Source organism: Streptomyces bobili, assembly GCF_002154575.1.
Taxonomy (GTDB): Bacteria; Actinomycetota; Actinomycetes; order Streptomycetales; family Streptomycetaceae; genus Streptomyces; species Streptomyces bobili.
In genome coordinates this window covers 1-26,746 of sequence record NZ_MUBA01000051.1, presented here as the reverse complement: position 1 = coordinate 26,746, position 26,746 = coordinate 1, and the positions used below count along the sequence as shown (strand labels likewise).

Annotated in this window: 19 protein-coding genes and 2 pseudogenes; 13 read left to right on the top strand and 8 right to left on the bottom strand. The window is 69.0% G+C overall.

All coding sequences use genetic code 11. The annotated features are described in order from the left end of the window. Window positions 1–326, bottom strand: a pseudogene (locus tag BZL64_RS04675) (hypothetical protein); the annotation flags it as partial. 2 nt (window positions 327–328) lie between these two features. Next, window positions 329–1,663, bottom strand: a complete 1,335-nt coding sequence (eccE, locus tag BZL64_RS04670; protein WP_086766456.1) for a type VII secretion protein EccE — start codon at window positions 1,661–1,663, stop codon at window positions 329–331. A gap of 199 nt (window positions 1,664–1,862) precedes the next feature. Here eccE and eccB point away from each other — a divergent pair, with 199 nt between their 5' ends. The 7 genes from eccB to BZL64_RS04630 all read left to right on the top strand — a co-directional run bounded on the left by eccB (window position 1,863) and on the right by BZL64_RS04630 (window position 10,119). Continuing rightward, the gene (gene eccB / locus BZL64_RS04665) at window positions 1,863–3,389 is read left to right on the top strand and encodes a type VII secretion protein EccB (protein ID WP_086766454.1); all 1,527 of its coding nucleotides are present in this window, start codon (window positions 1,863–1,865) and stop codon (window positions 3,387–3,389) included. Between the two features lie 14 nt (window positions 3,390–3,403). Then, entirely contained in the window at window positions 3,404–4,684 is a 1,281-nt protein-coding gene (gene mycP, locus BZL64_RS04660) for a type VII secretion-associated serine protease mycosin (RefSeq protein WP_086766451.1), read from the top strand. Between the two features lie 81 nt (window positions 4,685–4,765). Further along, a complete protein-coding gene (locus tag BZL64_RS04655; protein ID WP_086766449.1) occupies window positions 4,766–4,954 on the top strand; it encodes a hypothetical protein in 189 nt (62 codons plus the stop codon). An 831-nt stretch (window positions 4,955–5,785) separates the two neighbouring features. After that, window positions 5,786–6,220, top strand: a complete 435-nt coding sequence (locus BZL64_RS04650; RefSeq protein ID WP_244205184.1) for a hypothetical protein — start codon at window positions 5,786–5,788, stop codon at window positions 6,218–6,220. 1,980 nt (window positions 6,221–8,200) lie between these two features. Next, window positions 8,201–9,307 (top strand): S8 family serine peptidase, encoded by a 1,107-nt coding sequence (locus BZL64_RS04640; protein WP_244205183.1) that lies wholly within the window; start codon window positions 8,201–8,203, stop codon window positions 9,305–9,307. Window positions 9,308–9,400: 93 nt separating this feature from the next. After that, a complete protein-coding gene (locus BZL64_RS04635; protein ID WP_086766441.1) occupies window positions 9,401–9,739 on the top strand; it encodes a WXG100 family type VII secretion target in 339 nt (112 codons plus the stop codon). 77 nt (window positions 9,740–9,816) lie between these two features. Then, window positions 9,817–10,119, top strand: coding sequence for a WXG100 family type VII secretion target (locus tag BZL64_RS04630; RefSeq protein ID WP_086766439.1), 303 nt, complete (start codon window positions 9,817–9,819; stop codon window positions 10,117–10,119). A gap of 736 nt (window positions 10,120–10,855) precedes the next feature. On the opposite strand, the gene BZL64_RS39455 is transcribed toward BZL64_RS04630, so the two are convergent. From BZL64_RS39455 to eccCa, 4 genes are all read right to left on the bottom strand, one after another. After that, entirely contained in the window at window positions 10,856–11,344 is a 489-nt protein-coding gene (locus tag BZL64_RS39455) for a hypothetical protein (RefSeq protein WP_143662987.1), read from the bottom strand. A gap of 97 nt (window positions 11,345–11,441) precedes the next feature. Next, on the bottom strand, window positions 11,442–13,721 hold the full coding sequence (locus BZL64_RS04620) for a DUF6571 family protein (protein WP_086766435.1): 2,280 nt from the start codon (window positions 13,719–13,721) through the stop codon (window positions 11,442–11,444). After that, window positions 13,721–14,242: a hypothetical protein gene (locus BZL64_RS04615; RefSeq protein WP_086766433.1), complete on the bottom strand. Its 522-nt coding sequence runs from the start codon at window positions 14,240–14,242 to the stop codon at window positions 13,721–13,723. The genes BZL64_RS04620 and BZL64_RS04615 overlap by 1 nt, the downstream gene beginning before the upstream one ends. A gap of 299 nt (window positions 14,243–14,541) precedes the next feature. After that, window positions 14,542–18,510, bottom strand: coding sequence for a type VII secretion protein EccCa (eccCa, locus tag BZL64_RS04610; protein ID WP_086766431.1), 3,969 nt, complete (start codon window positions 18,508–18,510; stop codon window positions 14,542–14,544). A 318-nt stretch (window positions 18,511–18,828) separates the two neighbouring features. Between eccCa and eccD the strand changes: the two genes are divergently transcribed. Further along, window positions 18,829–20,334 carry a type VII secretion integral membrane protein EccD gene (gene eccD, locus BZL64_RS04600; protein WP_086766429.1) on the top strand — a complete coding sequence of 502 codons (1,506 nt, stop codon included), beginning with the start codon at window positions 18,829–18,831 and terminating at the stop codon, window positions 20,332–20,334. Between the two features lie 102 nt (window positions 20,335–20,436). Here the strand turns inward: eccD and BZL64_RS04595 are convergent, their stop codons facing one another. Next, window positions 20,437–20,730 (bottom strand): DUF397 domain-containing protein, encoded by a 294-nt coding sequence (locus tag BZL64_RS04595; RefSeq protein ID WP_086766427.1) that lies wholly within the window; start codon window positions 20,728–20,730, stop codon window positions 20,437–20,439. Window positions 20,731–21,078: 348 nt separating this feature from the next. On the opposite strand from BZL64_RS04595, the gene rpsO reads away from it, so the two are divergent. The 5 genes from rpsO (at window position 21,079) to BZL64_RS04570 (ending at window position 26,504) form a co-directional block, all read left to right on the top strand. After that, a complete protein-coding gene (gene rpsO / locus BZL64_RS04590; RefSeq protein ID WP_073494901.1) occupies window positions 21,079–21,366 on the top strand; it encodes a 30S ribosomal protein S15 in 288 nt (95 codons plus the stop codon). Window positions 21,367–21,660: 294 nt separating this feature from the next. Continuing rightward, entirely contained in the window at window positions 21,661–23,880 is a 2,220-nt protein-coding gene (locus BZL64_RS04585) for a polyribonucleotide nucleotidyltransferase (protein WP_086766416.1), read from the top strand. Then, the gene (locus BZL64_RS04580; RefSeq protein WP_086766414.1) at window positions 23,877–25,256 is read left to right on the top strand and encodes a M16 family metallopeptidase; all 1,380 of its coding nucleotides are present in this window, start codon (window positions 23,877–23,879) and stop codon (window positions 25,254–25,256) included. Before BZL64_RS04585 ends, BZL64_RS04580 begins: the two co-directional genes overlap by 4 nt. A 23-nt stretch (window positions 25,257–25,279) precedes the next feature. After that, window positions 25,280–26,032, top strand: a complete 753-nt coding sequence (dapB, locus tag BZL64_RS04575; RefSeq protein ID WP_086766412.1) for a 4-hydroxy-tetrahydrodipicolinate reductase — start codon at window positions 25,280–25,282, stop codon at window positions 26,030–26,032. A 13-nt stretch (window positions 26,033–26,045) separates the two neighbouring features. After that, window positions 26,046–26,504, top strand: coding sequence for a tetratricopeptide repeat protein (locus BZL64_RS04570; RefSeq protein ID WP_086766410.1), 459 nt, complete (start codon window positions 26,046–26,048; stop codon window positions 26,502–26,504). 15 nt (window positions 26,505–26,519) lie between these two features. Here BZL64_RS04570 and BZL64_RS40845 read toward each other — a convergent pair. After that, window positions 26,520–26,746 (bottom strand): annotated as a pseudogene (locus BZL64_RS40845) (hypothetical protein); the annotation flags it as partial.

The window sequence follows — 26,746 nt, the reverse complement described above, 5'->3', positions numbered from 1 at the left end:
GCGCTCAGAGCGGCGGCCACCCGGGCCCCGGTGGCCGCCGCTCTGAGCGCGAGCACCTGCGCGGTCCACAGACCTCCGATGAGGACGACGTCGTACGGCGTGGGCCGGTTGAGGCCGAGGACGGCGGGCCGCCCCTCGGCGTCCACGCCGATGACGACGCCGTCGTCGCCGATGGGCAGCGCGAGCGCGCCCAGTTGTTCCACGGACACGGAGTGCCGCGCGTGCCGCGGACCGACCAGTCCGAAGCCGGCGCGCAGCAAGCGGCGTCCGGGGGAGTCCGGGGTGCCGGGGGAAGGCTCCGGCGCACCGGTCCGTGTCGTCGTCACCGTCACCGAACACCTCCGAGGGGCAGCGTGGCCAGGATGCCGGGCACCTGTTCGCGGTCGAGTCGGGCGAGCCCCGCGCCGGTGTGCCGGGCCGCGCCCTGCACCGCGCGCCGGGCCGCCACGAGTTCGTCGTCACTGCGTCCCGTCACCCGGACGTGTCCGCTCAGGGACACCTCCTGACGCTCGCCGCGCGCGAGGGTCAGGCTGAACGTCGTGGCCAGCGCCGGGATCGCGGTGATCAGGGCGACGAACTGAGGCAGCGACGGGCCGCTGCCACCGCCCAGCGCGGGCCACCGGCGCAGCCAGTACGTCGTGTGCCGCCGGTTGTCGCACCGCCAGCTGCGGCCGGACTCCTCGGTGCGCCGGTCCACCGCCCCGGTCCGCCCGGCCTCCGCCGTCACCAGCGGGTTGGCGCAGACCGAGGTGGCGAGGGCGGCCGTCAGCCCCTCCTCGTCCAGCACGGTGGCACGGAACCCGGCGCCGGTCAGCCGGCTCGCCAGATGATTGGCCGCCCGTACGACGCACTTCTGCGCGCCGGTGAGACCGCCGCCGCGCGCGGCCACGGCCTCCGGGCACAGCTCCGGGTCGAGCTTCAACGCGATCCAGGTGATGCGTACGGCCGGCGCGCCGGTCTGTTCCTGGAGCGGCGCGTAGTTGGCGACGGCCACGGACTGGCGCGGCAGGTGCAGCGCGGGCGCGGGCTGGGTGTGCAGCACGATCTGAGCGGACTCCAGGCGGATACCGTCCACGTCGAGCGCGTCGTGCACCAGGGCGAGCGGCAGCGGCTGCCGGCTGCGCTCGGCCCGCAGCGCGGTCGCGTCCGCCTCGACCTGGAGGACCGCGGTGACGAACGTGCCGTCGCCGACGATCCCGACGGGCCGCCGGTCACGGCTGCCGTACTCCTGGGTGCGCAGGCTCGGGTCGCACTCCAGCGCCGGGGCGAACCCCGGCTCGGTCCCCGGCGGTATCTCCAGCTTGGCGGCCTGCCTGCGGCGTACCTTCAGCGCCCGCGCGGTGGCCAGCCACTCCGGCAGCGAACGGCCGCGGCGGCGCGCCACGGAGAGCACCACGAGCACCGCGGCGACGACACCGGCCACCCCCATGGCCACGGGCCCGATCGCCCAGCCGACCAGCAGCACGGCGGCCGCGATCTGCCACAGGACGAGGCGTTGCAACCGGAATGCCCCGGCGTGCCCCGAACGCACCTTGAGCTGGAGCGCCCCCGGCGCCGCCGACCGCTGTGGCGCCTGCGGTGACCGCGCCGGCCGCGGCCCGGAGGCCGAGGAGCCCCGCGTCCGCGACCGGCCACCGGAGCGCACGCGCGTTCCCGAAGCCATCACTCCATCTCCCCGTTCTGCTCACGACTCGACCGTATTCCAGCACCACACAGGGCACTTGACGGCCCGGGAACCCTACCCGCTCCCCAAGTCCGCGCGGATACCAGGCATAGTAGGGGGCCGCTCCGACATCGGGGGCGGGGGACCGCGTCACCCGCGCGTGCGGCCCGGACGGGACAACGGGGAGAGACACAGACAGATGGCATCCCGGCGCGATCAGCTCAACGCCTACACCTTCGCGAAGCGCCGCATGCTCGCGGCATTCCTCCAGTCGTCGCCGGACGGTTCCGAGGAGGGAGCGCCGCGACCGCTGCGCTCGGTCCTGCCCGGCATCATCGTCGGCGTGATCGTCATGGCGGTCTTCGGGGCGTGGGGCATGTTCAAGCCGACCGCGCCCAAGGGCTGGGACGAACCCAACGCCAAGGTGATCGTCGCCAGCAAGTCGACGACGCGGTACGTCGTCCTCAAGACCGACGGCGAGGTCCAGCTCCACCCCGTGCTCAACATGGCCTCCGCGAAGCTGCTCCTCGCCGACGGGAAGGGCGACGTCGTGACCGTCGCCGAGTCCGTCCTCGACAAGGGCAAGATCCCGCACGGCGTCACCATCGGCATCCCGTACGCCCCCGACCGGCTGCCCCCGTCCTCCGAGGCGGGCACCGGGAAGCGCTGGGTGGTCTGCGAGCGTCCGGGCGCGGGCGGCGGCGGCTCCGTCCAGAAGGCCGCGCTGGTGCTCTCCTCCCGCGACATGAAGGTGACCGACGACAAGGGACGCCTGCGCGGCGGCCAGCTGCTCTACGTGAGCGACCCGCAGGGCAAGCGCCACGTCGTGGACGCGAGCGGTGCCGTGTACCCCATCGACAAGAGCGACGAGCTGCTCCTGCGCGCCGTCGTCGGCTCCGGCCGCGAGCCCCAGCGGGTCTCCGACGAGTGGCTGGCCACCCTGCACCCCGGCGACCCGATCAGCTTCCCGGCGATCACCGGGCAGCCGGGCACGGCGGCCGGGGCACCCGGACAGCTGGACGCCTCGGTCAACAAGGTCGGCATGGTGCTCAAGGCCTTCGACAACAACACCGAGCAGTACTACGTGGTGCTGCCCGGCCGGGTTGCCCCCGTCTCCGCCTTCATCGCCCAACTGCTGCTGTTCAGCGAGGACCTGGCGTCACTCGGCCAGGCCGGCCAGGCCCACGAGGTCAGTCCGGGAGCCATCGTGCCGGGCCAGGCCTTCGGCACCGAGCACAACTGGCCGACCGGCGACCCCGCGCCCGTCAACGAGGCGTCGGCGGCCTCCGGCAGCCGCAGCACCATCTGCAACGTCCTGCGCGACGTCGACGCCGGCTCGGGCGCCACCACCCTGAGCACCTGGGTCGGCACCGACTACCCGGCCAAGCTGCCCACCGGATCCTCCAGCGCCTACGTCACCCCCGGCTCCGGCCAGCTCTACCGCCAGTTCCAGGGCGAACAGACCAAGACCGGACCGGTGTTCCTCGTCACCGACACGGGCCTGCGCTACGTCCTGCAGTCCAACGCCGACAGCGCCACGGACGACGCCGGGATCGGCACCACGGCCAAGGAGCGCAAGCAGCTCGAGCAGGAGGCACAGCAGGCGCAGAACCGGCTCGGCTACAAGGACGTGGACCCGGCGCCGATCCCCGCCGCCTGGTCGGAGTTCCTGCCGACCGGCCCGCGCCTGTCGACGGCCGCGGCACGTCAGCCGCAGGGCTCGTGAGGAGGCGGACGACAATGCTCCGTACGACTCGCAGGTCTCACCCGGCTCGCGCGGCAGCGCTCCGTACGACACTGGCGGCGGCCGCGACGCTCCTGACGACGGCCACGGTCCTCGCGCCCCCCGCGGAGGCGGCCGGCAAACTGCCCTACTCGGACCAGTGCCAGTTCCCCAACGGCCTGTACCCGGGCCGCCCCTGGTCCCTCCAGCGCGTCCTCCTGGACGAACTGTGGAGCCGGTCCAAGGGCAAGGGCGTACGGGTGGCGGTCATCGACACCGGCGTGGACGTCAAGAACCCGCAGCTCGCGGGCGCGGTCGACGCCAAGAGCGGCCGCAACCTCCTGCCGAAGGGCATCAAGGACGAGAACGGCGACCCGATCGAGCGGGGCAAGGAGGACGGCACGACCGACACCGTCGGCCACGGCACCAAGGTCGCCGGCATCATCGCGGCCCGCCCCGTCGCGGGCACCGGCTTCGTCGGTCTCGCCCCCGAGGCGACGATCATCCCGATCCAGCAGAACGACGCGGAGGGCCACGGCGACACCGGAACCCTGTCCCAGGCGATCCGCCACGCGATCACGGCCGGGGCCCAGGTCATCAACATCTCCCAGGACACCTCGAAGGCGGTCCGGCCCGACTCCGGCCTGAAAAGCGTGATCGACGAGGCACTGGCCAAGAAGATCGTCGTCGTCGCGTCGGCGGGCAACGACGGCCTCGGCGGCAACGTCAAGGAGACCTACCCGGCCTCCTTCAAGGGCGTCCTCGCGGTGGCCGCCTCGGACCGCAACAACGAGCGCGCCTCGTTCTCCCAGTCCGGCGACTTCGTCGGCGTGGCGGCCCCCGGCGTCGACATGATCTCCACGGTCCCCCAGGGCGGCCACTGCTCCGACAACGGTACGAGCTTCTCGGCGCCGTACGTCGCGGGCGTGGCGGCGCTCATCAAGGCCAGGCACCCCGACTGGACCGCCGCCCAGGTCGTCGCCCAGATCGAACAGACCGCGGAACGCACGATCGCCGGCCACGACCGCCTGGTCGGCTGGGGCGTGGTGGACCCGGTCCGCGCCCTCACCGAGGACGACCACCCGATCGAGTCCCCGAACCCCCAGGACGGCCTCACCCGCGCCCAGCCCCCGACAGCCGCGAAGTTCCAGATCGGCGAAACCCCCGACGAACGCAACGCCCGCCTCGCCACCTACGTAGCCGTGGCAGCGGCGGTCCTGGTGGCGGGCCTCGGCGGCACAGCGGTGGCAATCCGGGACGCACGACGGCGAGCGCGGAGGGTGACGGGAGGGGAGTAGGTCACCTTCGGTGACGGTTGGACATGCGCCTGGGTGGGGCCTCGGGAGCAAGAGGACTGGCGACGTGACGCCGCGTCGGTCATGGCGCTCAAGGCCATCGACCCACGAGGCTGGAACTCCGTCGATCACGCTCCAGAAGTCGCCGACGGCTGCAGCGGCACCGGCGGCCCGTTCATGGCGTGGAAGCCCGAGCACTTCAACTCGAGCCTGCACGGGATCCGTTCCGCGTCCGCTACCCAGCTCCTGATCGCGCTCAAAGGCGAGTGGTAGCAGGCCGCCAATATCCCGAACTTCATCGACCGCCGGGACGGTCTGTTCAGGAGCTCCCGCGAAATCCTCTCGCGGTCGGGTCCGAGCGCAGCCTTCTTCACCAAACGCATCCGACGCTCAGGACAATCCGAACGCCGACCTGCTGAATCCGACGCCCAGTGGGAATGCCTCTCCGTCTACACCACTGACTGCGGATTTGTCGTCGTGTCCGATACAGAGGTGGGCGTCTTCTGGGCCTTCTGGGAAGACTGAGAGCGATCCGACCTTGTGCAACTACTTCGTTCAGCCACCTACCACGCCTCACACACCGAGTGCGGCCCGGAACCAACCACCGCGTCCCGGCCGGCCGTCGAGGCATCCATCCTGGCATCGCCGACTGAACGGTCGGCAGGCTGGTTGGTGGCCATGGTCCACGACCGCGGATTTCCGGGGGCCGTGTCCGATACGGAGGTGCGGATGGTCGGGTCCGTCCATGAGCGGTGATCCGAAGCCGTCTCCTGGCCAGTGCATTCATGCGGCAACGCCACGTCGCGTTCCGGCCTCCGCCTCGGTTCCTGCGACGGAGAGTGAGCTGCGCGGCTGGTAGTGGTCATGGTCACAGTGGTCGAGTGGCCGACCGCCGTCCGATGCCTGCGGCGGCAACGGCAGCCCAGGTGACGGCTGTTACCGCCTGTGAAGAATCCGTGAAGCTGCGGCCGGTAGTAGCAAAGCTGTTTCATATGACAGTTGGGGCTGTCGCAGGAAGTCACTACAGTGGTCATGTTGCGGTCATGAACACTTGAGGAGCGCGGGCTGCTCAGGACGGCCGCGGACAACGGGGAGGAAAGCTTCGTGCTTCCTGATGACATGCGCGGTGGTGCCGCAGACGTACGGCGTGGCCTGATGGCGCTTTCGACGTTCAAGAAGCGCGTGGACGACCTGCTGACCGCCTTCGAGGACTCGGCGGGCGGCTCGTCCAAGGTCGCGACGCACAGCCTGTCAGAGACCGCTTTCGGGACGGGGAACTTTCCGGAAGCGAAGACGCTCCACCTGGAGTACGAGCGCGTCCACGAGCGCATCACGACGCTGTCCAAGTCGCTCGGCCTTCAGCTTGAGGCGATGCAGATCGCCGTCCACGGCGTGGACGTCACCTTCGACAATCTCGAAGACGAGTACCGGTACCGGTTCCACGAGATCCGGACCGAGGTCAACCAGGAACGCGACGAGATGCTCAACGAGCACCTCAAGCGTGACAACAACGCCGACCACACGGACGCGGGGTACTGATGAGCGGCGGAAACAAGAAGCCGGACCACTACCAGGCGGAACGCCAAGAAGCGACCCAGCAGAACTCCAGCATCGACAACCTCAAAGACAGGGCCGCCTTCTTCAGCCCGCCTGCCCCGGGCACTCCGGCCGGCTTCGGCAAGACCAACTTCGAGGGCCACGACCTCAACGAGATGATCGACATCGTGGAGTCGGCGAGCCCGGAAACGCTGGAGACCGCGGCCACGGCACTCGTCGACGCCCGCGACGCCATCAATGAGGCCGCCGACGAACTGAGCCGCAACCTGGGCGCTGTCGACTGGGAGGGCGAGGCCCACGCCGCCTTCTACAAGTGGGGCATGGACCTGACCACCACTGCCAAGGCGCTCGCCACCTACGCCGACGAGGTGGGCACGCAGGTGCTGGCGGCAGGCTCCGGCCTCGCCTCCGTACGCAAGTCCATGCCGCCGCGCGACACCCGCCTCGTCCGCAAGACGGTCGATGACATCCCGACGCCTGCGCAGGTCGACACCAACAAGGACTACGCGGCGGCGGTCAAGGCCGAGAAGGACCGCCAAGAGGCGATCAACCAGATGTACCGGCTGGCGTCGTTCTACACGGTGTCCAGCGGGATGATGCAGCTGGCCGAGGAGCCGGTGTTTCCTAAGATGCCGGATGTGGGGGTGCCGCCTCCGCCGCCGGGTCGGGATCCAGTACTGCCGCCGGATAGGGCAGATTCGCTGGCCCGCGTGGATGGTTCAGGGGTCCCAAGTCGTCACTCTGTGGGCACGCACGGAACCGGGGAGCGAGCGAGTGCGGAGGATTTGCCGTCCTCTCGCGTAAATGTGGACGATCCGGTTGTGCCTCGGGATCGGCCTGTGGGCACAGAAATCGACAGCGTCGGTACGTTGCCTCAGGACACTGTGAAGCCTACGACCGTCACACCGCCCTCGACGGCAGGCCCAGGCGGAACTCCAACGGGAACCGTGCCTCCCTTTGCCCCCGCTGGCGTGCCCCCTACTTTTCGAGGGACGGCTGGGCGCACCACAGGCGTTGGAGGTGTGCCGGGCGGCAAGCTTCCTACGTCGGCGCAAGGGCGGGTCGGCGGTATGCCGGGCGGAACTGCGGCAGGGCGTACGGGAATTGGTCCTGTCGGACCGACGGGAAGGGCTTCCGCGCCAGGCCAGGCAGGTGGTCGTGGCACTGGTCCGATGGGGCCGATGGGACGTGCATCCGCGCCGGGGCAGGCGGGTGGTCGTGGCGTCGGCCCTATGGGGCGAGGCGTGGTCGGCGGGGTACCGAAAGTCGGAGGGCAGGCCGCCGGACGTTCCGGGGGTGCACCCCGAGGTCCGGTCACTGGCATGGGTTCTACGAATCCTGCGCGTCCAGGCGCTGGGCGTACGGGTGCCGGGAGTGCTGGCGATGGTGTCGTGGGCGGGAGGCCTGTTACTGGTGGGTCGCCGGGTACCAACGGCTCTAGAATGCCGCGCGGAACGGTCGTCGGCGGTGAAGGCGCACCTACCTCGCGTGCCACGGGCGAGAGGCCCGGCCAGCGTGGGGTGATCGGAACATCCGGTTCGGCAAAGGGCACGGGCGTTGGGCAGGCGGCTCGCCGTTCTGCCAACAGCCCACCCGAAGGCGTGGTCGGAACGCCGAAAGGTCGAACTGCCAGAAGGAGGAGCAGCGGAAACCCGCCCGGTGGTCCGGGCGCGAGTGTTGGTTCCGCGCGCAACCAGGGCTCCGGCGAGACAGGTTCGCGCCGAGACGAGCGGCGCGATGACGCGTCGCCGACCGACTGACCGGACAAGAGCGAGGACAGGCAGAGGCATGGTGGCAGGGATCAGCCGGCGCGGCGGCCGTAGCGCGTCTTTCACGGGGCGAAACCGGGGACGGCTTTCCGCCGTTTGCGCAGCGCTCGGCGCCTTGGCGGCCCTCTCGGCAGGGCTGGCTCCGGGCGCTTCCGCCGCCGACGTCCAGTCCCAACAGTGGTACCTGTCGGCGATGAAGGCCGATGAAATGTGGAAGTTGAGCACGGGCAAGGGCGTCAAGGTTGCCGTTGTTGATACCGGAGTGAACCCGGATACGCCCTCAATGAAGGGGCAGGTACTTGCAGGGGAGGTATCGAAAACTGTTGCATACAAGGCGACTGAAGATTATCTGGGCCACGGGACAACGATGGCGGAAATTATCGCTGGCACTGGTGTTGGTGACGGCCTGAAAGGGCTGGCTCCCGGGGCGAAGATCGTTCCGTACCGGATTGCAACGAAGCGCCTGAAGAGCGCAGAGGAGACTGAGAAGGCGCCTGCGTTGCCCGACGTGATCAGGGCTATTGCGGACAGCGACGCTAAAATCATTAGTATGTCCTTCACTGAAGATATTGAACGCCCTGAAGATCTTGCGGCGATCAAATATGCTCAATCTAAAGGAAAGCTGATGTTTGCTGGAACCGGCAATGATGCCGCAGAGGAGAGTTTCATCGGCTACCCAGCCGCCTATCCGTATGTAGTAGGCGTTGCCGCTGCGGATGAGTCTGGAAAAGTCGGGAAGTTCTCGGAGCACGGCAACTACGTCGATCTGGCTGCCCCTGGTCTCGACGTGCCGACGTGGTGTGACGCTACGTTCCGCTCGTACTGCGACAACTCGGGAACGAGTTTGGCCACCGCCATCGCCTCCGCCTCCGCCGCCCTCATCTGGTCCGCTCACCCAGACTGGACGGCGAACCAGGTCCTCGCCAGCCTCATCGAAACAGCCGGCCGCGACTGGGCCAAGGACGATCCGAGCACGTACCTCGGATACGGACTGATCCGCCCCCGCAAGGTGCTGGAGGACAGCAACTTCAATCCCGGCGCGGCTGGCACCGACCCCCTGGCGAGGGAAAACGCGAGGGGTGTCACGGGCGTAGGCACGGACAACTCGCCCTCCCCGTCCGCATCAACCTCGTCACAGCCGCCGAAAAACGCTTCAGGCGGCCAGACTTCGGCGGCAGGATCGAGCGCGGACTCCTCCGACGACAACACCACGATGTGGGTGGCCCTCGGGGCCGCCGCGGCCGTGCTGGTGATCGGCGGTGGCGCATTCGCCGTGGTTCGTTCACGGCGGGGCGTATGACGACCGACGTACCACGGCCAGTCATACACAACCGTTCTGGTGCGGTGACGCACGCAGAGCAGAACCACAGCTCTCACGAAAAGGAGTGCCGCAATGGTCGACCGCAAGCTTAATGACGGCGACGTACAGAGGCTCCAGACGGAAGTGATCGACCGGTACGACAACATCCGGGGATCGCTGGCGAAGCTTCAGGGCACGATCGACATGATCGAGAAGGCCTGGACGGGGCAGGGCGCCAATGCGTTCAACGTCAAGCAGACGGAAATCAACGGCCACATGGTCTCGATCGGCAAGATGCTCGATGATTTCCTCGAGGGCATCCACATGAACAAGACCGACAAGCGCAACCTTGAGGACCAGATCGAGGCCGACCTCAAGCAGATCTCGGTAGAGGACCTCGGTGGGAAGACGTCGGCGCTGAACAGCTACTGACGGGTCATCGGCGGTACTGAGCAACACCGTTGTCCGGGCTGCGCAGTCCGGCTGAATCCATCACGGAACGAGGAAACATGACCGGAGCCCATTACGACGAGCTTGCCGTCACCTACGGCACCATGGACGCGCTCGCCACCGAACTCGGCAACCAGGCCAAGAAGCTCGAGGAGGACCTCGAAGCCCTGAGGCAGGCAGTGCTCAACGTGTCCGCGGGCTGGGGCGGCGAGGCGTTCCAGACGTTCCAGGGCAAGAGCGAAGAGTGGAACAAGCACGCGCGGGGCATCCACACGGCGCTGGTCCAGATTTCGCAGAAGGTCCACACCGCCGGCGGCGACTACCGCGGCGGCGACCTGAAGGGCGCCAGCTACTTCCAGTAGAAGCGCCGAGGTCGCAAAGAAGCCAGGGTGGGCACGCACGGGAGGTGCCCACCCTGGCTTTTTCCGTACCAGCCGCCGGTACTGGCCCGGCTCTACAGCGATCCCGCGCAACGAACCTGTCCTCACCGTCGGAGCATCCCGACATGGCGGCTCATACGAGGAGAAGCGGACGAATGAGTGTTGCGCCGTCGAGTCAGGCGATCCCGCCGGGAGCCCGGTCCGGAGTCATGTCCGGGGTCCTCGTCGGAGGGGTGGCCACAGTGGTGTCCGTCCCCACCATCGGTAGGGCAGGGGCTGCCTGTGACGTCGGCAGCAATGCGGCCAACAGCTTGCTCTTCCTCACGCCTCTCATCTGGATTGTCGCTGCGTTTCCGTGGATCATCCTGCATGGCTTGCTCGGGCGAGGTCACCGGCCGGCTGCAGGGCTTGCCTGGACTCTCTGGTTCACGTGGTTCGTCGTGACATGGCTCGGCATGCCGGACTCCTGCCCAGCCCCCTTGTGCCCGGGAGACGTCCCGCCCTGGTGGCCGAGTTTCCTCCCTGCGTGACCGCACGGCGTATCCTTGAGCGCTGCTTCTCCGGGAAGACGTGGCGCATCAAAAATGGCGACGACAGAAGGGTGGCCGGTGTAGGAACCTTGCCGGTCAGGGCACCCACTCGGGGACGCACACCAATGTGAGGCAGGCACGCTGGTGAATGGGGCCGCAGACGCTATAGGAGAGGACGGGCAGATCGATCAGCCGCACTCCCCGGACTCTCCAAGTGCCTTGGTGTAAGCCGTGATGAGTCTTTTCATTGCGCCTGTGTCAGAACGATCGGGAGTGAACACCTGGATCACGGCGTATAGGGTCTGATCGGGATGATCGGGGGACTTGCACAACGTCGTGGCTTTTCCTACGGCACCCGTGCCCGAATAGAGATAGCGATTGTCGTCGGTGATTTGGCCGTCGTCCATCTTGTCGTATGCAGCGGCAACAGTAGCTGCGCTCTCCCCGTCACTCCACCACGTCTGAGTCTGCCGAACCGAGACATTGCCATCGACGATCAATTCACACCGCTTCGTTCCCCCGTTGGGAGTCGAGGGTTTCACGGAGACGGAGTCGCCGTCCGGGAGGAAAACGTCGAGTAGTTCGGGGTCCAGTGAAATTCCGCACAGAGTGCTGGGCGTCGAATACTTCTTATCCTGCTCTCCTCCTTCGCCTGAGCACGCAGAAAAAGCCAGCACTCCGGCCAGCATTACAGCGGCAGAATTTGAAGCTCGGAGGATTCGTGCGGATTGGCGGGGTCGTAGCCGGAACAAGAAGAGTCCCTCTCGCATGGGATCAGATGTCGGTCTTGAGATGCGGTGCCATGTACTCGGCGCTCGTACCCGCGTCCCTGAATCCTCTCTGCGCCGCTACGCGCGCCTTTTCGTCGACGCTCTCGTCCAGCAGGTCGGTTCGGTGGTGGGCTTTGGCTGCGAGTTCGGCAGCCCGCTCGCTGTACGCCGAGTTCTTTTCAAGGCCGTCCTCCCATTTCTCCGCCATGACAGGTCCGGCGTCGTCCTGTGCGTGAGCCTGCGCGTTCCGGAACAAATCCTCCAGGATCATGCTGCTGACAGTGCTGGCCACGCCTCCGGCCACAGCGCCACCAACCGGACTAGCGATGAACGTGACTCCGACGCCGATACCCGTTCCGATACCGCCTGAGACGGCGTTTTTCCATTGCGAGACCGAATTGTCGAAGGCGGTGTCGGATTCCTTGGCGGGGCCGGCGACCGCCTCCTGGCGTCCGATGGCGAGTGTTCCCGAGACCTCGCCCGAACCGTGAGCAAGCTGATCGATGGCAAACAGTGTGTCCTTGGAGTACCGGTCGCCTGCTGCTAGCTCCGGGTTCATGTGGTAGTCCATCAGGTTTGCCATGTAGGCCTTGTTCCCTACTTCGACGGCTGCGTAGCCTTCAGGGTTCTGCCCAACGGAGATGAGGAGCGCCGTCACGTCCCGGTGGTTGAGCGAGGCGGAAGCTCCGGCCACCGGGAACAGTTTGTTCGTGTCTTCATCGGTGTCGTCCGTCATCGCCCGATTGATGTCCGGGAGATATTCCGACGTGATCTGGCCGATGCTGTCGGACATGTAACCGTGACCGGTGAGCCGTCCGGTGTCCTCCGAGATCGAGGACACGAGACTCTCAAAGAGTTTCGCCTGCTCTGCATTGTGCGCAGGTGTGTCCACCGTAGGCAGTTCCCCGGCCGGATGCCCCGTCGTAGCCGCCTCCAGTGCCGCGGCCAGGTTGTTCCGCCCGGCGATGCTGTTCTCGCCCTTGTCGTCCTGGTCGAGTGGCCAGTCGCGTTCTTCGAAGAGGTAGTCGAAGTTGCTCAGGGTCCGCTTGACCTGTTTGTCGTCGACGTCTTGGGTGAAGTCATGGTCCTCGTCCTTGGAGACGAAGGTGCCGTTGAAGAAGTCCGTGGCCGCGTCAGGGCTGTTGGAGAGGGCCTTGAGGTAACCCGTCATCGGGTCCCAGCCCGAATCGGTGCCCGTACGGTTGAGCAATGGGTCGCCGACGGTTCGGCCCCAAGCGCCGTGCCGGCCGTTGCTCGTGAACTTCTTCTCCGTCTCGATCAACTTGTCGCCGTAGTCGACGAGGAAACGGTCGTCGTAGTCACCCCACCGCATGAGGTTGGACATGACCTGGCCGCCGAGCGGGAAACCGCCGTTGCGGCCGACCGGCTTGTCCACCAGGTCGACCATGTTCGACTTCCACGTCGTCATGTCGGCACCGTCGCTCTGGGAGGCCGTGGCGAGCGTCAGGCTGAGATTTTTCTGCAGGTCGTCGAACTGGTCGCCTCGCGCCTGCCCGACCTTCCAGGCGCTGTGCGGGTCGTTGAGGCCGGTCCAGAAGTCCAGGGTCCCTTGCGCTCCCAGGCGGCCGGCGAAGCGCTGCGCGAACAGTTCGTCGCCGGCGTGGTCCTTCAGACCCTTGTTGAGCCGGTCGAACTCGGACGGTGACAGGTCCTCGGGCTTCTGCTTCGCCAGGTCAGCCAGGTCCTCGGCATCCTTGAGCGCCTTGGCCGCGGAGTCCCGGTCGGAATAGTCGACGTCCGAGAAACCCAGCTTGCTCTGGTCGGCGATGGCCAACAGCACGGTGGTGGCCGTGCTGTCGCTCTCAGTGGCCTTGTCCAGGATTCCCTGGATCTCGTCGCGCAGCGCGACGATGTCGCCCTTGTTGTCCTTGTCCTGCGTGGCCCGGCCCTCCGGCGGCACGTTCGTGGTGACGGTGAAGCCGCCCTCGTAGCCGATGACCGTGAGATTCTTCTGGCGGCCCCGTTCGATGGCGCCGGTCAGTTGACCCTTGTAGAGCTTCAGCTCGTCCCGGGTGTCCGCGAGGATCTTGTGGATGGACGAGGCCTGGCTGTGGGCGTCGGTGAACTCACCGGCTGTCTTGCCGATGAACTCCTTCGACACGGTGGCGTTGACGCCCGCCCAATTGGCCTTGTTGGCGGCGCGGTGGAGGCCCTCCTCAGCGGCCTTCATCATCGTCTCGAGGTCGGTGACCATCGTCGACCAGTCGTCAATGGCGTCGTCGAGCAGACCGAAGTCAGCGGTGCGAAGGGCGTCGAGATCCATCAGTCCTTCTTGCCCTTCTTCTCATCCTTCTCGCCGTACACGGGGTTGGGAGCGCCGGGTTCGCCCACGCGTTCGTCGAATCCGGCGTCGAGCAAGTCGATGCTGCTCATCTGGCGGCGGATGTAGTGGTCGTCGCCGGCGTGCAGTCGCTTTGTGATGGACATGTGGTTCGAGATGTGAGCGCAGGCGTCCCTGAGGGACCCCAGCTGCTCGTCCCAGCGGAGCGCGACGTGCTGGAGGGCACCGCCCAGGGCGAAACCGCCACTGGTGAGCTTGGCAGCGGCGCTCTCGCTGGTGGGTACCGCTCGACGACCCTTGTTCCAGAGATCGGTGTACAGATCGAACGCATGCGTGCCGATGTTCGCCAGATCGGTCTGGCCGACCCTCAGATCACCGTACCCAGCGGGATCCGGCGCGGGGCGTACCGGGCCGCTGCCGGGATCCAGCTGGTTCAGTTGCATGTGGGGCGCGCCGCCAGTGGCCGACTCCGCCTTCAGTTGTTCCCATTCGTCCCACGCCATTGGTGAACACCTTCCCCGTATGCCCGTATGCCCGTATTCGGTACCACTGTTGGCCCGCACATCGGGCGGGCCGGTTCCGTCAGCCGCGAAAAGGCCACTGCAGCGCCCGCCGGCCGCCGAGCCGAGCCCTGCCGACATCCAGATCCAACGGAAGCAGGAAGACCCTCACGCCGACCATCTGAATGTCCCTCCCAGAACCCGATTCCGATGTCGAGCAGGACAACCCGGTCGCGCCCGGTACGGCACGCCCGTGCGGTAGGACAACTCGCCTCTTCGGTACGGCGTCACCTCAGTGACGTCTAATACGTCTCGTCCGGAAACAACCCCACCTGAACCAACGGCTTCCCCCGCCGCCGGGACACGAAGATTCCCCGCCCCGCGGGCATCGGCCGCGGCCGTACCCCGCCGAGGAGGTCGCCCTCGCCCGGGTCGCCCGCCAGCACCACGCCCTGCGCGCCGAGTTCCTTGATGCGCTGCATGAACGCCTCGTAGGAGGCGCGCCCCGCGCCGGCCGTGGAGCGGGCGACGATGAAGCGGACGCCGACGTCGCGGGCGAAGGGGAGCAGCTCGGTCAGTCCGGCCAGCGGGTTGCCGCTGGACGTGGCCACGAGGTCGTAGTCGTCGATGACGACGAACACCGTCGGTCCGCGCCACCAGCTGCGGTCCCGGAGTTGCTGTGCCGTGACGTCGGCGGTCGGCGACCGGCGTTTCATCAGGTCGGCGAGCGCCGACATGTGGTGGTCCATGGCGTTGGACATGGGGATGTACTCGGCGAGGTGCGAGGGCGGGGTCGCGCCCAGCAGGGAGCGCCGGTTGTCGACCACGAAGAACTTGCAGTCGTCGCCCGCGTAACGCTCCGTGAGCTGCTTGATCAGCAGTCGCAGCAGGTTGGACTTGCCCGACTCGCTCTCGCCGAAGACGAGGAAGAAGGGATCCTGCTCGAAGTCGAGGAACACCGGTTCGAGGTTGTTCTCGTCGAGGGAGAAGGCGACCCCGCGCTGCGGGAACCGGTCGCCCGAGGGCAGCTGCGCGGCCGGGAACTCGCGCGGCAGCAGCCGTACCTCGGGGGCGCCGGGTGCCTCCCAGTGGCGGGAGACCTCCGCGGACAGCGCCTGGGTGGCGTCGGCCAGGTCGGTGTCGGAGGCGAGCCCGTCGATGCGCGGGACCGCCGCCATGAAGTGCAGTTTCTGAGGCGAGAGGCCGCGACCGGGCACGCCGGTCGGGACGTTCGCGGCGGCCTTGCGGTCCACCTCGGAGTCCATCGTGTCGCCGAGCCGCAGCTCCAGGCGGTTCATCAGGTGGTCCTTGAGGGCGGCCCGGACCTCCATCGAGCGTGAGGCCGTCAGGACCAGGTGGATGCCGTAGCCGAGGCCGCGGGCGGCGATCTCGTGGATCACCTGGTCGAGTGCCTCGTAGTCGGCGCGGAAGTTGCCCCAGCCGTCGATGACGAGGAAGACGTCGCCCCACGGCTGGTCGGTGACCGAGATCTCGCCCCTGGCCCGCCGGGCCCGGAACTCGGTGATCGAGGGGATGCCCGCGGAGCGGAAGTACTCCTCGCGGCGGTTCAGCACGCCGTACACCTCGGCGACCGTGCGCCGCACCCGCTCGGGGTCCAGCCGGGAGGCCACTCCGCCGACATGCGGCAGTCCGGCCAGCGAGGCCATGCCGCCGCCGCCGAAGTCGAGGCCGTAGAACTGGACCTCGTGCGGGGTGTGGGTGAGGGCGAAGGAGGAGATCAGCGAGCGCAGCAGGGTCGACTTGCCGGACTGCGGCCCGCCGAGGATCTGCATGTGGCCCGCGGCGCCGGAGAAGTCCACCCAGAGGGCGTCCCGGCGCTGCTCGAACGGCTTGTCGACCAGGCCGACCGGGACGACCAGGCGGCCCGCGCCCTCGTACCCCGGCTGGGTGAGTCCGCGGCCCGCTACGGCCGTGAGGCCCGGCAGGAGCGAGTCGAGCGAGGGCGGGCTGTCCAGCGGCGGCAGCCACACCTGGTGGGCGGCCGGACCCTGTGCCTCCAGCCGGCGCACGATGACGTCGAGGACGGTGTCGGCGAGAGCCTCGTCGACCTCGGGGTCGTCCCCGGAGGGGCGCTGCTGGGGCACCGGCACGTACCGCACCGGCACCTCGGCCGCCGTGAACAGCACCGGCTGCCGGTCCAGCGGCAGCGGACCGCCGCCGGCCGCCCGCTGCGGGGTGGAACGGTAGACACCGGAGACGTACGCCGCCTTGAACCGGAGCATTTCGTCCGTGCCGAACTTCAGGAAGCCGGAACCGGGCACGTTGGGCAGCGTGTACGCGTCGGGCACGCCCAGCGCCGCCCGCGACTCCGCGGCCGAGAAGGTGCGCAGGCCGATGCGGTACGACAGGTACGTCTCCAGGCCGCGCAGCCGGCCCTCCTCCAGGCGCTGCGAGGCCAGCAGCAGGTGCACGCCGAGCGAGCGGCCGATGCGGCCGATCTGCACGAACATCTCGATGAAGTCCGGCTTGGCGGTGAGCAGTTCGCTGAACTCGTCGATGACGAGGACCAGTGAGGGAATCGGCTGGAGCGGGGCGCCGGCCGCACGCGCCTTCTCGTAGTCGTGGATGTTGGCGTAGTTGCCCGCGTCGCGCAGCATCTCCTGGCGGCGGTTCAGCTCGCCGCGGATGGAGTCGCCCATGCGGTCGACCAGGGTCAGGTCGTCCGCGAGGTTGGTGATCACGGCCGCGACGTGCGGCATCTGCGCCATGCCCGCGAAGGTGGCGCCGCCCTTGAAGTCGGCGAGGACGAAGTTCAGGGTCTCCGAGGAGTGGGTGACGGCGAGGCCCAGCACCAGGGTGCGCAGCAGTTCGGACTTGCCGGAACCGGTCGCGCCCACGCACAGGCCGTGCGGGCCCATGCCCTCCTGCGCCGCCTCCTTGAGGTCCAGCATCACCGGACGGCCGTCCTCGCCGACGCCGATCGGCACCCGCAGCCGCTCCGCCATCGAGCGAGGCCGCCAGGTGCGCAGGGGGTCGACCGAGGCGGCGTCCCCGAGGCTCAGCAGGTCGGTGAACTCCAGGTTGGCCAGCAGGGGTTCGTCGTCGTCCCCGCCGGAGGCCATGCGCAGCGGCGCCAACTGCCGGGCGAGCACCTCGGCGGACTCGTACGACAGCGCGTCGGGCGTCCCTTCGTAGACCGCCCCGTGCCCCGACTCCAGGTGCAGCATGCCCGGTTCCACGACGATGGACAGCTCGCCGCCGGCGCCGGTCAGCTCGCCGGGGACGACCTCCAGGACCGTCACGCCCTGGAGCCCCTCGGGGTTGGCCAGGAACGAGTCGGGCGGCAGGGAGACGCCGTCGAGCACGACGACGACGTGCGGCTCCTCCGCCAGCGGGGCCGCGTTGGGGTGGAACCGCGGACGGCCGGTGAGCCGGGAGGCGATCAGCTCCTCCAACTCCCGCGTGTCAGCACCGATCAGCCTGCGGCTGCCCGCGCCGTCGACCGTGCCCGGCGCCTGCACGTGCGGCAGCCACTTGGCCCACTCCCAGTGCGGGAGTTCCTCCCGGCCCGCCGCGACCACGAGGATCAGGTCCTGCGGGGAGTGCAGCGCGGCCAGCGAAGCCGCCATGGCGCGCGCGGAGGACCGTACCGACTGCGGATCGCCGCTGACGGTCACGTGGTAGAAGGCACGCAGGGAGACCGCCATCGGCAGGGCGTCCAGGGTGCTGTGGACGGCGAGGAAGCGCTGCAGCGCGCCCGCGGTCAGCGGCTCCAGCTGCTCGACCGGGCCGGTCTCGGGGGTGACGAGCGGGGTGGCCAGCGACTGGGCGCCGAGGCCGATGCGGACCTGGGCGAAGTCCTCGTCACCGGGCCGCCGTTCCCACACCCGGCTGCCCTCGGCGACCAGGGCCCACAGCTGCTCGGGGGAGGGGTGCAGGTAGTACTGCGCGTCCCGCTGCGCCCTCGCGGTGTCGACCGTCCGCAGCCGGGTCTGGCGCAGATAGCTCAGATAGTCCCGGCGCAGGTCCGCCAACTGCCCTTGGTTGCCGCGGCGGAAGCGGATCACCATCGCGACGGACATGGCGATCGTCGAGGCGATCATGACCATGCCCATGATCCTCATGAACGGCTGACCGCTCGTGAAGAAGAAGACGACCGAGCCGCCCATGCCCAGGGTGGGCAGGAGTTGCATCAGCACGCTCTCCTGATTGTTCCGGGGCAACTCCGGCGGAGGCTGCACGGCGATCTCGCCCGTGGGCACCTCGGACGGCAGGGCCCGGGGAGGGCGCTTCACGACGATGTGGCTCACTGCTCACCAATTCCCTTGCCGGCCCCGGGAAAGTACCGTCCGCCACCCCGTGTCAGGCGGACGCAGGCCGCCGCGTGATCCTACTGACTTCTTGTGCGACGAGGGGGCGGTAGGGTGCCGGATGTTCGCGTGAGCACATGCGATTCGGTCCGGGAAAGCCGGGACATTCCGTGAGATCCGGAACGGTTCGGCGCTCTCCGGCCGCCCGACGGCGGCCGTTTCGCCGCCCGGTCGGACCCATCGGTCCCACGCGGCACGACAGGGCCCACGAATTTTCACACCGCCGACGCGGAACCATCACTGAGGGGGAGCAGTCAGGTGAGCATCACGGCCTCCGCGGCAGCCACTGGAGCAGGGCAGGGACCGGGCGCGGCCTCCGGGGCGGGCCTCGGCTTCTGCCGGGTCACGATCGTCGCGCCGGACAGCCGGATCGACGTCGCGCTGCCCGACGACATCCCCGTCGTCGACATCTACCCGGAGATCCTGCGGCTCTCCCGGCAGAGCCCCGCCGAGGGAGCGCCGGTCGGCTACCACCTCGTACGCCGGGACGGCACCGTCCTCGACGGCTCCCGCTCGTTCGCCGCGCAGCACATCCTCGACGGCGAACTCCTCACGCTGCGTCCCTTCTCCGAGTCGCTGCCACCCGCCGTCGTCGACGACGTCTCCGAGGCCGTCGCCGCGGCCGTGACCCGCGAGCACGCCCTGTGGGGCGGCGACCTGACCCGTGCCGCAGGCCTCGTCGGGGGAGGCGTCCTGCCCGTCCTGCTCGCCTTCGTGGCCTGGACCGGCGACCCGCGCCACGACATGCACTCGCTGCCCGGCGTCCTCGCCGCCGTCGTCGGCGTCCTCCTGGTCGCCCTCGCCTGCGTCCGCGCCCGCGTCTACGACGACCGGCCCTCGGCCATCGCCCTCGGACTCGGCGCGCTGCCCAACGTCGGCGTGGCCGGCTCGGGACTCCTCGAACTCGCCGACGGCCAGGGCATCGGCAAACTCCAGTTCCTCCTGGCCTGCGCGGCGGTCCTGCTCGCCGCGGTCCTCCTCACCCTCTGCTCCCCGGGCGGGGACGGCCCGTTCGTCGCCTTCGTCGTGGCGTCCGGCGCCGGAGTCGCCGCCGTGTTCGCGGCGATCCTCGCGCACTGGACGCCGGCCGAGACCGCCGCGCTGTGCGCCCCCGTCGCCGTCGGCGCCCTGGCCTTCCTGCCCGGCCTGTCCATGCGCTTCGCCCGCCTGCCGATCGGCTTCGACGCCGCCGCCACCGCCCCGCGCAGCACGTACGGCGCCGACCCCGCCCCCCAGGAGCCGGTCGACGTCGAGCGGATCACCGCCCAGGCCCGCCGCGGCCACGAACTCCTCGTCGGACTGGTCGGCGGCTGTGCCCTGATCTCGGTCGGCGCCTGTGCCGTACTCGGCTTCTCCGACGACCTCTGGGCGCAACTCCTCGCCTTGGCCGTGGGCGTCGCCCTGCTGATGCGCGCCGGCCTCTTCCGCTATACGGCGCAGGTGGCCCCCGTCCTCGCGGCCGGCCTCGCCTCCCTCGTGCTGCTCGGCCTCGGGCTGGCGCTGAACCCGCCGCTGTCCGCGGTCCGCGACGCCCTCACGGGCGACCGCGCCGACCTCGACGTCCGGACGATCTGGCTGGTCGCGGCGATCGCCGCGGCTGCCGCGCTCGTCACCGCGATCGGGCTGATCGGCTCGCGCGGCGGCCTCACACCGTTCTGGGGACGGTTCATGGAGATCGCCGAGGGCTTCGTGCTGCTCACCCTGGTGCCGCTGGCGCTGGCCGTCTTCGACGTCTACGCGGCGGCCCGAGCGATGACGAGCTGACCGGGTCGGGACCCGGCCGACGGCGGGAAGGCGTCTGTACCCGGTGCCCACACGCGTGTGGCGGCCGGCAACGGCCGGCCGCCACATCGCTCACGGCACCGCCTACTGCGCCGCCAGCCCGCCGTTGTGCGGCGCGGGCTCCAGGTCGAACTCGCCGTCCCGCGCACCCAGGACGAAGGCGCGCCACTCCGCCTCGGTGTAGCGCAGCACGGTGCCGGGGTCGAGCGACGACCGCATCGCCACGGCACCGGCGGGCAGATAGGCGATCTCCACCCGCTCCTCGTGCTCCTCTGTGCCGGGCGCGCTGTGCCACTCGACGCCGGAGATGTCGAGGGCGTACAGCTCGTCCCTCTCCCGCTCCTTGCGCGCCTTGATCTCCTCAGCCGTCTCCGCCATGTCGCAGCGACCCCTTCCCGACGTACGGACGAACCACGTTCGTGTACGGACCAACAACGTTCCTGTACGGACGAACAGCGTTCTCTCATGAACGGACGATCCGAGCGTTCACCCTAGTGGCCCCCCGGGCGCCGCCTCAGCGGTTCACGGACCGCGGCGAATCCGCCCGCTGCCCCCTGGTACCCTGATGGACGGCCGTTTGTGTACGCACCCCCGGATCACCCTCAGGAATCCCTGATGGTCCTGGAGGCCGCGCCCAGCGGATCCCCGCCTTCCGAGTAACGGAAGCTCCCCCGAGACACAGACCGGGGGCACTCGGTGGCAACCCACAGACTACGAGGAGTACGCGTGTCGCTCGACGCCGCTACGAAGAAGCAGATCATCGGCGAGTTCGGCCAGAAGGAGGGCGACACCGGCTCCCCCGAGGTCCAGGTCGCCATGCTCTCCCGTCGGATCTCCGACCTGACCGAGCACCTCAAGACGCACAAGCACGACCACCACTCCCGTCGTGGTCTGCTCATCCTGGTCGGTCAGCGCCGCCGGCTGCTGCAGTACCTGGCCAAGAAGGACATCCAGCGCTTCCGCGCCCTGGTCGACCGCCTCGGCATCCGCCGCGGTGCGGCCGGCGCCAAGTAGGACGCCATGAAGGGAGCGGTTCCCGTCACTGTCGGGGACCGCTCCCTTTGCCGTACGTACGCAAACGTGCGGAGTGTCACCCACGCTTTGTAGTGTGGTAGCAGAACGCAATACGCACGACACAGACGAGGAGAGGCGCACGTAGCCGCCGCCGGTCCTCGGTAGTGGCCCCCGGGGGGAAGTGAACCCGGGTGCTTCGATCGAAGACCGGCCCGCACCGCACGGAGCGCCTCTCCGCCACCGTCCCCCTGCCACACGGGCAGCCCAGGGGACGAGGACGAGGAGAAAACGCTAGTGGAGAACGAGACCCACTACGCCGAAGCCGTCATCGACAACGGCACTTTCGGCACCCGCACCATCCGCTTCGAGACGGGCCGTCTGGCCCGCCAGGCCGCCGGCTCGGCCGTGGCCTACCTGGACGACGACACCATGGTGCTGTCGGCCACCACCGCGTCCAAGAACCCCAAGGACCAGCTCGACTTCTTCCCCCTGACGGTGGACGTCGAGGAGCGGATGTACGCCGCCGGCAAGATCCCCGGCAGCTTCTTCCGTCGTGAGGGTCGCCCCTCCGAGGACGCCATCCTCACCTGCCGCCTGATCGACCGCCCGCTGCGTCCGTCCTTCAAGAAGGGCCTTCGCAACGAGATCCAGGTCGTCGCCACGATCATGGCGCTCAACCCCGACCACCTGTACGACGTCGTGGCGATCAACGCCGCGTCCGCGTCCACGCAGCTGGCCGGTCTGCCCTTCTCCGGCCCGGTCGGCGGCGTCCGCGTCGCGCTGATCCGCGGCCAGTGGGTCGCGTTCCCGACGCACACCGAGCTCGAGGACGCCGTCTTCGACATGGTCGTCGCCGGTCGTGTCCTCGAGGACGGCGACGTCGCGATCATGATGGTCGAGGCCGAGGCCACCGAGAAGACCATCAAGCTGGTCGAGGGCGGCGCCGAGGCGCCGACCGAAGAGGTCGTCGCCTCCGGTCTGGACGCCGCGAAGCCCTTCATCAAGGTGCTCTGCAAGGCCCAGGCCGACCTCGCCGCCAAGGCCGCCAAGCCGACCGGCGAGTTCCCGATCTTCCTCGACTACCAGGACGACATCCTGGAGGCGCTGTCCGCCGCCGTCCGCCCGGAGCTGTCCTCCGCGCTGACGATCGCGGGCAAGCAGGACCGCGAGGCCGAGCTGGACCGCGTCAAGGCGCTCGCCGCCGAGAAGCTCCTGCCGGAGTTCGAAGGCCGCGAGAAGGAGATCTCCGCCGCGTACCGCTCGCTCACCAAGCAGCTGGTCCGCGAGCGCGTGATCAAGGAGAAGAAGCGCATCGACGGCCGCGGCGTCACGGACATCCGTACGCTCGCCGCCGAGGTCGAGGCCATCCCGCGCGTACACGGTTCCGCGCTGTTCGAGCGTGGCGAGACCCAGATCCTGGGCGTCACCACCCTCAACATGCTCCGCATGGAGCAGCAGCTGGACACCCTCTCCCCGGTGACCCGCAAGCGCTACATGCACAACTACAACTTCCCGCCGTACTCCGTCGGCGAGACCGGCCGCGTCGGCTCCCCGAAGCGCCGCGAGATCGGCCACGGCGCTCTCGCCGAGCGCGCCATCGTGCCGGTCCTGCCGACGCGCGAGGAGTTCCCCTACGCGATCCGTCAGGTGTCCGAGGCCCTCGGCTCCAACGGTTCGACGTCCATGGGCTCGGTCTGCGCCTCCACCATGTCGCTGCTGAACGCCGGTGTGCCCCTCAAGGCCCCCGTCGCCGGTATCGCCATGGGCCTGATCTCCCAGGAGATCAACGGCGAGACGCACTACGTCGCCCTCACCGACATCCTCGGTGCGGAGGACGCCTTCGGCGACATGGACTTCAAGGTCGCCGGCACCAAGGAGTTCGTCACCGCCCTCCAGCTCGACACCAAGCTGGACGGCATCCCCGCCTCCGTCCTGGCCGCCGCCCTCAAGCAGGCCCGTGACGCCCGCCTCCACATCCTCGACGTGATGATGGAAGCGATCGACACGCCGGACGAGATGTCCCCCAACGCCCCGCGGATCATCACCGTCAAGATCCCCGTGGACAAGATCGGCGAGGTCATCGGCCCCAAGGGCAAGATGATCAACCAGATCCAGGAGGACACCGGCGCGGACATCACGATCGAGGACGACGGCACGATCTACATCGGCGCTGTCGACGGCCCGTCCGCCGAGGCCGCCCGTGCCACGATCAACTCGATCGCCAACCCGACCATGCCGGAGGTCGGCGAGCGCTACCTGGGCACCGTCGTGAAGACGACGACCTTCGGCGCGTTCGTGTCGCTGCTCCCGGGCAAGGACGGACTGCTGCACATCTCGCAGATCCGCAAGCTCGCCGGTGGCAAGCGCGTGGAGAACGTCGAGGACGTCCTCGCCGTGGGCTCCAAGGTCCAGGTCGAGATCGCCGAGATCGACTCCCGCGGCAAGCTCTCCCTGATCCCCGTGGTCGAGGGCGAAGCGGCCGAGGACGACAAGAAGGACGACGCCGAGCAGTGACGTCCCGTAGCTCCAAGGTGACGGCCCGCCCCTCTTCGGAGGCGCGGGCCGTCGCCCGTACCCAAACCCTCATCAAGGGCGAGAACGGCATCGGCACGGTCCGCAAGACCACCCTCCCGGGCGGCCTGCGCATCGTCACCGAGACGCTCCCCTCGGTCCGCTCCGCGACCTTCGGCATCTGGGCACACGTCGGCTCCCGCGACGAGACCCCGGCACTGAACGGCGCGACCCACTACCTCGAACACCTCCTCTTCAAGGGCACCCGGCGCAGGTCCGCGCTCGACATCTCCTCCGCCCTCGACGCGGTCGGCGGCGAGATGAACGCCTTCACGGCGAAGGAGTACACGTGCTACTACGCGCGCGTGCTCGACGCCGACCTGCCGCTCGCCATCGACGTCGTCAGCGACATGCTGACCGGTTCCCTGATCCTCGAAGAGGACGTCAACGTCGAACGCGGCGCGATCCTCGAGGAGATCGCGATGACGGAGGACGACCCCGGCGACTGCGTGCACGACCTGTTCGCGCACACCATGTTCGGCGACAACGCCCTCGGCCGCCCCGTCCTCGGCACGGTCGACACCGTCAACGCCCTCACCGCCGACCGCATCCGCCGCTTCTACAAGAAGCACTACGACCCCACCCACCTGGTGGTCGCCGCCGCGGGCAACATCGACCACAACAAGGTCGTACGGCAGGTCCGCGCCGCCTTCGAGAAGGCCGGCGCGTTCAAGGAACCCGACGCCACCCCCATCGCCCCGCGCGACGGCCGGCGCACCATCCGCACCGCGGGCCGCGTCGAACTGATCGGCCGCAAGACCGAACAGGCGCACGTCGTCCTCGGCATGCCCGGCCTGGCCCGCACCGACGAGCGCCGCTGGGCCCTCGGCGTGCTGAACACCGCCCTCGGCGGCGGCATGTCCTCCCGGCTGTTCCAGGAGGTCCGGGAGAAGCGCGGCCTGGCCTACAGCGTCTACTCGTACACCTCCGGCTTCGCCGACTGCGGACTGTTCGGCGTGTACGCCGGCTGCCGTCCCAGCCAGGTGCACGACGTGCTGAAGATCTGCCGCGACGAACTCGACACCGTCGCCGAGCACGGCCTGTCCGACGAGGAGATCGGCCGCGCCATCGGCCAGCTCCGCGGCTCCACCGTCCTCGGCCTGGAGGACACCGGCGCGCTCATGAACCGCATCGGCAAGAGCGAGCTGTGCTGGGGCGAACAGATGTCGGTCGACGACATGCTGACCCGGATCGCCGCCGTGACCCCGGACGAGGTCCGCGAGGTGGCCCGCGACATCCTGGGGCAGCGCCCGTCGCTGTCGGTCATCGGCCCGCTCAAGGACAAGCAGGCGTCCCGTCTGAACGAGGCCGTCGCGTAACCCCTCCCGTAAGGAAGCAACAGATGAGCAAGCTGCGCGTGGCGGTTCTCGGCGCCAAGGGCCGCATCGGCGCCGAAGCGGTCCGGGCGGTCGAGGCCGCCGAGGACATGGAGCTGGTGGCCGCCCTCGGCCGGGGCGACAAACTGGAGACGCTGGCCGAGAGCGGCGCCCAGGTCGCGGTGGAACTCACCACCCCGGCCTCGGTGATGGACAACCTCGACTACTGCGTACGGCACGGCATCCACGCCGTCGTCGGCACCACCGGCTGGACACAGGAGCGCCTCGCGCAGCTCACCGGCTGGCTGGAGCGGTCCCCGGAGACGGGCGTGCTCATCGCGCCGAACTTCTCCATCGGGGCCGTACTGACCATGAGGTTCGCGCAGATCGCGGCGCCGTACTTCGAGTCGGTGGAGGTCGTCGAGCTGCACCACCCCAACAAGGTGGACGCCCCTTCCGGCACCGCCACGCGCACCGCCCAGCTCATCGCCGAGGCCCGCCGCGCCGCCGGTTCCGCCCCGGCCCCGGACGCCACGGTGACGGCCCTGGACGGCGCCCGCGGCGCGAACGTCGACGGCGTGCCCGTGCACGCCATCCGGCTGCGCGGACTGCTGGCACACCAGGAGGTCCTGCTGGGCGGCGAGGGCGAGACCCTGACCGTCCGCCACGACTCCCTGCACCACAGCAGCTTCATGCCGGGCATCCTGCTGGGCACCCGCCGCGTGGTGACGACTCCGGGCCTCACCTTCGGCCTGGAACACTTCCTGGACCTGAACTGAGCCCCTGACAGCCATGCGCGCAAAGCTCTCCTACGCCCTCACGGCCGCCGTTCTGGTCTTCTACTTCGTCCTGGCCGGCAGCCGTGGCGTCATGCTCATCCGGTCCGGCACGCTCCTCACCGTCACCTTCGGTGTGGCGGTGCTGATCCTGCCGGTCATCGGCGTCTGGTTCCTGTGGAAGAACACCCAGTTCGTCCGCAGGGCCAACCAGCTCGCCGCCGAACTCGACGCCGAGGGCGGCCTGCCCGTCGACGAGCTGAAGCGCATGCCCAGCGGCCGCGTCGACCGCGACTCGGCCGACGAGGTGTTCGCCCGGCGCAAGGCCGAGACGGAAGCCGCTCCCGACGACTGGCGCACCTGGTTCCGCCTCGCCGTCGCCTACCACGACGCCCGGGACACCCCGCGCGCCCGCAAGGCGATGCAACGCGCCATCAGCCTGCACGGCGCCGCCCGGCATCCCGCCTCGCCCTGAGGCCGTACGTGAAGGGGCCCGGTCGAACGCCTCCGGCCGCGCCAGGAAGTCGGCCCCGTGCGTCGTCAGCAGCGGCAGCGGCCCCTCCGAGGCCCGGTCCCGCCGTACGACGGTCAGCGCCTGGCCCTGCACGGTCCGCGGCAGCCCCATCCAGCGCACCGGCTGCTGAGCGGTCCGCACCGCCACGACCCGGCTCCAGGTCACCGTCCGCGTGATGAAGAAGTTCACCTGCCGCACCCCGC